Source organism: Limnohabitans sp. (genome assembly GCF_040401495.1).
GTDB lineage: Bacteria > Pseudomonadota > Gammaproteobacteria > Burkholderiales > Burkholderiaceae_C > Limnohabitans.
The window spans coordinates 1-7715 of sequence record NZ_JBBAOI010000038.1 but is presented as its reverse complement, the minus strand read 5'-3'; the positions used below and the strand labels follow the sequence as shown (position 1 = coordinate 7715).

Below are 7715 nucleotides of genomic sequence, written 5' to 3'. Positions count from 1 at the left end.
AACGATATTTTTCAAGTGGCTGAAATTCCTCGTACCTTGTCTGGGAAGAAACAAGAGCTACCGATTAAAAAATTGCTACTCGGCCAACCGATTGAAAAAGTAGTCAATAAAGACGCGATGGCCAATCCTGCCAGTTTGGATTGGTTTGTAGAACTTGCAAAGCAAAGAGCACACGCAAAATGACACTTCCACCTCCCGCTCTAGAACATGTATGTGATCTATCGGTCACGATCGATGCCCCAGTAGAGGTTGGCCTCACCACCTTTGGATTGCGCCGCATGATTCCCATCACAGGCGGAACGGTGAAAGGCCCATTACTCAACGGACACATCGTGCCAGGTGGTGCAGACTTCCAGTTGCTACTTGAAGACGGGCGGCATGCCCATTTGGATGCACGCTATGTTTTGGAATTAGATGATGGCAGCCGTGTGTTTGTTAAAAACACGGCGCTTCGTGTTGCATCTGTAGAAGACTCCGCCAAGATTCGCAATGGGCAACCGGTAGATCCATCGCGGGTCTACTTTCGTTGTCAGCCACAAATGGAACCTACCACTGCAAAGTGGATGTGGTTAGCGGAGCACCAGTTTGTTGGCGTGGGTATGCGCGCGCCAGCCGGTGTATATATAAGCTTTTATAAGGTTTGCTAACAGAATCATCTAGAGCCTGTTGGGCAACCACAGCGCGATGATGGGAAACGCGATCAAGATCACCAAGCGCAAGATGTCCGTGATCACAAACGGAATAACACCCTTAAAGATGGTCATAAACGTCACGTCTTTGACCACGCTCTTGATCACAAACACGTTCATTCCCACTGGTGGATGAATCAAGCCAAGCTCCACCGTCATCACAATGATGATGCCGAACCAAATAGGGTCAAACCCAAGTTGCACGATGACCGGAAAAATAATGGGTACGGTCAAAATGATCATGGCCATCGCATCCATCAAACAACCCAACACCAAATACATCAGCATGATGAGTGCTAAGACGCCATAGCGACCAATACCTAAGCTGGTTAGAAACTCGGTGAGCTTCTGGGGAGTTTGTGTAATGGTTAAAAAATAACCAAACAACAAAGCGCCAATCAACACAGTAAATACGGCTGCTGCTGTTCTCGTGGCGGACAGTAAGGCTTCTCGAATACCAGCACGATCTAACTTTCCGCGAAAAACGCCAAGCAAGAACGCGCCACTCGCGCCAACGCCACCTGCTTCAGTCGGTGTGAAAAAACCACCGTACAAACCACCGATCACAAATAAAAACAAAACCAACGGGGCCCATACATCTTTTAGTCCAGCTACGCGCTCAGTAAATGGTTTGGCCTCACCTGCAGGTAACCATTCAGGTCTAAAGAACACGATCAACATGATGGTGATGACATACATGCCCATGGCCAGAAGTCCCGGAACAATGCCTGCCATGAACAACTTGCCGATGTCTTGCTGGGTCAAGATGGCATAGACCGCAAGCACAGTAGACGGCGGCAGCATTGCACCCAAAGTACCACCAGCTGCAATCACCCCAGTGGCGAAAGATTGCGGATAGCCGTAGCGGCGCATCTCCGGATATGCCACTGCAGAAAAGGTAGCAGCGGTTGCCACCGATGATCCGCAAATCGCAGCAAATCCGCCGCAAGCTAAAACAGTGGCAACGCCCAAGCCACCACGTAAATGCCCAATAAACGAGTTGGCGGCGCGAAACAACTCGCGACTCACACCAGACGCCGATACAAACGCACCCATCAACATGAACATGGGAATCACACCAAAGGTGTAGTCGGTCACCGTGCGCATGGAAGTTTGTCCAACCAACTTCAAGGCGGGGCCTGTGCCAGCAATGTAGCTGTAGCCCACAACACCGACTAAGCCCATGGCCATGCCGACGGGCACGCGCAGAAGCATCAAGACAAATAAGACTACAAAGCCGATCACGGCTACCGCATTGGTACTGAGTTCCATGGCTGAACGCTTATTCGTTAGATTTGGTTTCTGGGTGATCGATCAGCGCATCTGGTTGAAAAACCAAACGCCAAGTCCGAATGGCGATGAGTAACACCGCGCAAACATCGCCCATCCATGCCACTGCGAAAAATGGCCAGGTTGGAAAATTTAGGTCATAGGTCAAGACGTTATCGCGTTGCGTCATGCTGACTTTGTCAAATAACATGATCGTCTGCACCGTTACCACCAATAGAAGCACCAGCGTTGCAAAAATATCGATCCAACGGCGCATGCGTGGGCTGGAACTACTCCACAACAAATCGACAGTGATGTGGTTGCCGCGATAACTGGTAGCGGCGATACCCCAAAAGATCAATATGCCTAAAAGCAAACGGCCAAAGTCATAGCTGTCAGGGATCGATGTGTCAAAAAACTTCCGCAACACCACCGCAATAAAAATATTTGCCGCAACAATGCCGACAAACAAAGCGGCCATCCATTCAATGCTATCGATGATGCGGTCGAATGGATTTTTCTTTTGCGAGGTGGTGTTGGCCGTCATGCAGTCCTCACATGCCAGATTTGTACTTGGTCAATGACTGCTTGAAAGCGGCCATCACAGGGGCAGGGTCTTGGCCCGTTTTTTTCAAGTCGGCAGCCCATTGGGTTTCTGTCGGCGCGACGGCTTGTTTCCAAGCGTTGAGTTGGTCTGGCGTGAGTTTGTAGACCTCGCGAGCTGAGTCAGCAACAAGTTTTGCACGACCGGCAATTTCAAAGTCCGCCCAAGCACTTGCTACCTTTTCCGCCCACTCGCTGGTGCAGTGGCTGTCCACAGCCTTTTTCTGGCTGGCTGACATGGCGTTGTATTTGTCGTTGTTCATCACCCATACAAATGGCGTAACGTACAAAGGCACATCCATGTGGTACTTCACAACTTTGTCAATGCCAAATAAGGTGAGTGAACCCCATGGGAAAGTGATGGCGTCTGCTACGCCACGCTCCAACATATCGCGCGACTCAGGCGCAGAGGCTTGGACATTGGTACCACCCAGCAATGTGACCATTTGCCCGATCGTTGCAGAGGCGGGTCGCACTTTCATGCCTTTGATCTCCGCTGGAGAAACAATCTTTTTGCGCGAATGCAATGCGCCAGGGTCATGCGCAAAAGCAAAACAGAAATGGACGTCTTTCATTTCTTTGGCAGCGTAGGCGCGGTACCAAGCGTCGATAGCCGCTGAACCCGCTTTCGCATTGCTCACCATAAATGGCAAAGATGCCGCTGCAAATATGGGAAAACGACCGGGTTGGTAACCGGGGTTGACATACGACACATCAGAAATTCCATCGCGTGCCATGTCATAGTGGTCGAAGGCTTTTCCAAGTTGCTCCGATGGAAACAACGTTGTCGTGATGGTTCCGCCAGATGCAGCCTTCAAGCTTTCGCCCCATGCAATCAAAGCAGGGTTGAGCGCATGTTGTGCAGGCACCCAACTTCCCATTTTGAGGTTGACGGGTTTATCTTGTGCCTGTGCGCTGCCAAGAGACAAAGCAGAAAGTGTGGCAAAGCCGGCGATTGCCAGAGTACGTGTCAGGTGTTGGGGCATGGAGTCCTCGCGTGGAGAAGGGTTGGGGAATGAAGGTTATGAGTTGTAACCTTTTTTGCTGCAGAGAATCCTCAGGTGTTTCCCTGTATTTACTGTGCCTTAGATCTAGCCATCCATCGAATCGGTTGGGCTTTCACTTCGCGAATCGGTGCGCCGTGGGCGCGTAGCGCTTGATCAAGCGCTATTCCGCCAGCGTCTCGCAGTGCAGCGTTACGGGCATCGTTGATAGCGTTGATACGTTTTTGTAAATGCGCTTGCGAATCACGGGATGTTTCCGCGTTCCGGGCAGAAGAATCAACGGACACATCATGAGGCGCTAAATGACGCAAGATATGTAACAAATTGTCTCGTCCGCGCTCGTTTGTAGTGCCGTAGCCTTTGATGAGTTGCCCGCACTGTGCAAGTGCCAAGCCTAGGTTGACATCTTCTTGCGCTCCACGCACCAAGGCTTTTAACCATGCGTCAATCATGGCTTGTTCTTCGGCGTAGCGATTTCCGAGCACACGCAACCATTTGAAAGAAGCCAAGACGCGCAACATCACCATGCCGATGACGCTGTGCGTGCCAACTTTGATAGGCAGCGCTAGTGGGCTCAAACCGCTGGCAGAGCGTTGGCGGTCCCAACGCAAAAGTGGAAGCGCAAAAACCTTGGGCAACAAAGCCGCGAACTCTGGCACACCAGGTTTGAAGTGGTCATAGACCTTGAGCACATCGTCAGTTTTGGCTTTCACTTCCATGCGCACGCGCTGCCAACGGCTGGCGCGGCTTTTTAGGTCGGCCACACGAACGATGTCATCGAATGCCATCCATAAAGCTAACCAGCGGGCCGTTTCTTTTGTAACAGTGCAAGCCCCATCGGTGCCATTACGCTGTTCGCTAGCTAACACCTCGCGTAAACGCTGTATGTAAAGCGATACATACCTATCGCCTTGATAGTCCATCAAGCGTGCAACGCCAAGTCCTAGCATTTCATGCATATCTGAAGGAAAAGTCGCGGCAAGTTCGGGCGACAGTTTGGCTATTTGTTCGGATGTCACATTTGGAATAGTCAACGTATTGGTCAAAACAGCATCGACGAACTTCGACTGTGTTGACTGCGCTTGCATGGCATCCCAAGCCAAAGCAAATCCGCGCAAACTGGCTTGTTGGCTGGCGGATTGACGTTCTTTTGCCTGCCCTTCGTGGACCGCAAACTCGAAGTCTTCACGGCGTAGAGGCAACAGCTTGCTAGCGGCAATACAGCCCAACATGACTGCGCTGACAACCGTGCCAGCTTGGCGCGTCAGCGCCACCATATCGAGCACATGGCTAGCATGGCTGTGTTGTTGAAGCAGTTGCAGCAGAACAGCATCGTCCATACGACCATCACCCATCTGCATTTTTTCGTGCGTGGTGAGTGCGCGATTGCTTGCGCTAATGAGCAGCGTCCTGTCCGGGGAACACAGGCCCAAAGAAATTTGTCTAGCGGTCTCTAGTAATTCAGAAGACACCAGTAAATCAAGACGACCCGGCAAAGGGTTCAAGCCAAACACCGGCCGGCGACCGCCTAGCTCAGAAATAGGCGTTGGGAAAATCTCCAAGTAATAAGTCGTCGCGCCCGTGCGTTGCGCTACACCTGGAATCGAGGTCGCTTGCGCGGCCAATCCACCATGGCGCGCGGCATCGACTAGCCAGTCTGCAAGAACACCGCCGCCCTCACCGCCTAAGGCACATAACAAAATAGAAATGGGTTGGGTCATAGGTGTCTTAAGCAGGTTGCAACACACGCACCATGCGTGCGCTAATTTGGGCGGTTAAACGCTCCCAAGGCGAAGGGTTTTGGATAACCTCAGCGCGGTAAAACGAGGGGCACAGCGTGGCAGCATGTGCGTTTTCTCCGCAGAGCCCACAGCCGACGCAGCCATCGATCACCGTAGCGACGGGGTCGACTTTCAATGGGTCGGGGTTGTCTTTTAAGGTGAGCGTTGGGCAGCCAGATAAGCGTATGCAAGCATGGTCACCATTGCACACATCTTCATCCACGCCGTACTTCACACGCTCTACCCGCTCACCTCGCTTTAGCAAATTGGCAATCCATGGCTTGATGCGGCGTTGGCGTTCTAGTTGGCATTCGCCTTCTGCAACGATGACCTTCAATCCTTGGAAGTCCGACTCAAAAGCCTCCACCAATGTCTCGCGCACCTTGGCAACTTCGTAAGTATGCACAGTGCGCAACCACTGCACGCCCAAGCCTTCTAAAGTTCGCTCAATCGTTTGGTTGGTATGCGCCAAACTTTGCCATTTGTCTGCGGCAGCAAGTTTGGCTGCGTCGTTTGGGGTGGAGATGATGTCTTGCGTACCCGTAGCAGAGGTGTAACCGTTTTTAAAAATCAGTAACACCGCGTCATCGCCATTGAACAAAGCGCTTTGCACACCTGTGAGCAAACCGTTGTGCCAAAACCCGCCATCGCCCATGATGGAAAGTACGCGTCGTTGCATAGACGGTGACACGCCTGCGCGACTCGCCAAGCTCATGCCGTATCCCAAGATGGTGTGTCCTGTCGAAAATGGCTCGAAGGTGCCCAAAGCATGGCAACCGATATCGGCTGACACGTGGACTGCGCCAATATCTTGTTGCGCCAATTGAATCGCAGAAAAAACCGGACGTTCTGGGCAACCAATACAAAAGCTTGGGGGTCGGGCTGGTAATGCTTGGCCTTTGGCTTGAAGCGTTTTTTGCACCTCTTGTCGACGTGCCATATTGCCCTGCAACCACTTCTGTGTGTCAGCGGTGTGCGTTGTTTCATGCAAATAGCGCGTGACAAATTGCAACAGACCGTTTGCCATGACTTCAGCCGTGTATTCGCCGCCCTGAGGAAGCCAGTCTTTGCCGTGCAAGGGGGTTTGTATATCGCGACGGCGTAAAAGCAAAGCGATCTCTTGTTCGATGTATTCGGGCTGACCCTCTTCCATCACCAGCACGCCACGTTTGCCAACAACAAACTTCGCGATTTGTTCGGGTACCAAAGGAGCGGTGACATTGAGTACCAGCAAGGCAATAGATGTGTTGCCAAATGCATCCGCCAGATCAAACTGCTGCAACGCGCGTATCAAGGTGTTGTAGAGGCCGCCTTGCACGATGATGCCTAAATCGGCATGCACGCCTTCAAAATGTTCATTGAGTTGGTGAGCCTCAATGTAAGCGCGTGCCGCGGGAATGCGCTCTTCGTATTTACGTTTTTCTTGGCCAAAGGTGACGGGTGGGTGCGCTAGGCGGCTGTAATCAAAGTTTGCGGGCTCCGCCATGACATGGTGTGCAGAAATAGCGGGCGCTTGGTTGTCTTTCGTGACAAAGCTGCCGCGCACGTGGCAAGCGCGGATTCGCAATTCCATCAAAGCTGGCATGTTCGACGCTTCGGATAAGCGAAACGCATGCTCCACCAAATCCACCATGCGCGATAAATCCGGCCGCGGATCAAAAAGCACCATGCCCGACTTGAGCGCGTAGGCATGGGTGCGCTCTTGGATCACCGAGGCGCCCTCACCGTAGTCTTCGCCAACCACCACCAAAACGCCACCTTTGACGCCAGGTGATGAAAGATTGCTCAACGCATCTGCGGCGACGTTGGTACCCACAATGGATTTCCATGTCACCGCACCACGCAATGGGTAGTGGATGGAGGCCCCCAACATGGCAGCGGCTGAAGCTTCGTTGGCACAAGCTTCTACATGCACGCCTAACTCTTGCATATAGTCTTTGGCTTGCACCATCACATCGAGCAAATGTGAGACGGGCGCACCTTGGTAGCCGCCTACGTAAGAGACCCCAGACTGCAACAAAGCTTTGGTGATGGCCAATATCCCTTCGCCGTGAAAGGTTTCGCCAGCGCCCATGCGCAGCATTTCCACCTCTTTGCTGAATGAAACTTCCATAGTCTTGTCTCCGTTGGGGCGTGGCGAATCAGGTGCGATGCATTATTCATCATGCGTGGGTGATTTTTTATGCCGCTGTCGCATGGGGGTATTGCGCTGGAGCGCCGCATAGGTAGACCCGATTACCATTGACAAAATTTCGTAAACAGGAGCCCCCGCATGGCACACGCCGCATTCAATTGGCAAGACCCTTTCTTGCTTGACCAACAACTCACCGAAGATGAGCGCATGGTGCGCGAAGCAGCGCAAGCCTATT

The 7715-nt window shown here is 52.2% G+C and carries 7 protein-coding genes; 2 read left to right on the top strand and 5 right to left on the bottom strand.

Annotation, left to right across the window (positions count from 1 at the left end; all coding sequences use genetic code 11):
- Together AC9UEO_RS13280 and AC9UEO_RS13275 are read left to right on the top strand one after the other, a co-directional pair.
- The coding region (locus AC9UEO_RS13280; protein WP_509534437.1) for a hypothetical protein at window positions 1–183 on the top strand (183 nt) is incomplete at its 5' end.
- Window positions 180–647, top strand: coding sequence for a DUF3237 domain-containing protein (locus AC9UEO_RS13275; protein WP_509534434.1), 468 nt, complete (start codon window positions 180–182; stop codon window positions 645–647). The genes AC9UEO_RS13280 and AC9UEO_RS13275, both read left to right, overlap by 4 nt.
- Window positions 648–656: 9 nt before the next feature.
- On the opposite strand, the gene AC9UEO_RS13270 is transcribed toward AC9UEO_RS13275, so the two are convergent.
- From AC9UEO_RS13270 to AC9UEO_RS13250, 5 genes are all read right to left on the bottom strand, one after another.
- The gene (locus AC9UEO_RS13270) at window positions 657–1961 is read right to left on the bottom strand and encodes a TRAP transporter large permease (protein WP_509534431.1); all 1305 of its coding nucleotides are present in this window, start codon (window positions 1959–1961) and stop codon (window positions 657–659) included.
- Window positions 1962–1971: 10 nt separating this feature from the next.
- Window positions 1972–2505, bottom strand: a complete 534-nt coding sequence (locus tag AC9UEO_RS13265) for a TRAP transporter small permease (RefSeq protein ID WP_509534428.1) — start codon at window positions 2503–2505, stop codon at window positions 1972–1974.
- Window positions 2506–2512: 7 nt separating this feature from the next.
- Entirely contained in the window at window positions 2513–3547 is a 1035-nt protein-coding gene (locus tag AC9UEO_RS13260) for a TRAP transporter substrate-binding protein (RefSeq protein ID WP_509534425.1), read from the bottom strand.
- A gap of 89 nt (window positions 3548–3636) precedes the next feature.
- Window positions 3637–5286: an indolepyruvate oxidoreductase subunit beta family protein gene (locus AC9UEO_RS13255; RefSeq protein WP_509534422.1), complete on the bottom strand. Its 1650-nt coding sequence runs from the start codon at window positions 5284–5286 to the stop codon at window positions 3637–3639.
- A gap of 7 nt (window positions 5287–5293) precedes the next feature.
- On the bottom strand, window positions 5294–7459 hold the full coding sequence (locus tag AC9UEO_RS13250; protein WP_509534420.1) for a thiamine pyrophosphate-dependent enzyme: 2166 nt from the start codon (window positions 7457–7459) through the stop codon (window positions 5294–5296).
- Window positions 7460–7715 lie beyond the last annotated feature (256 nt).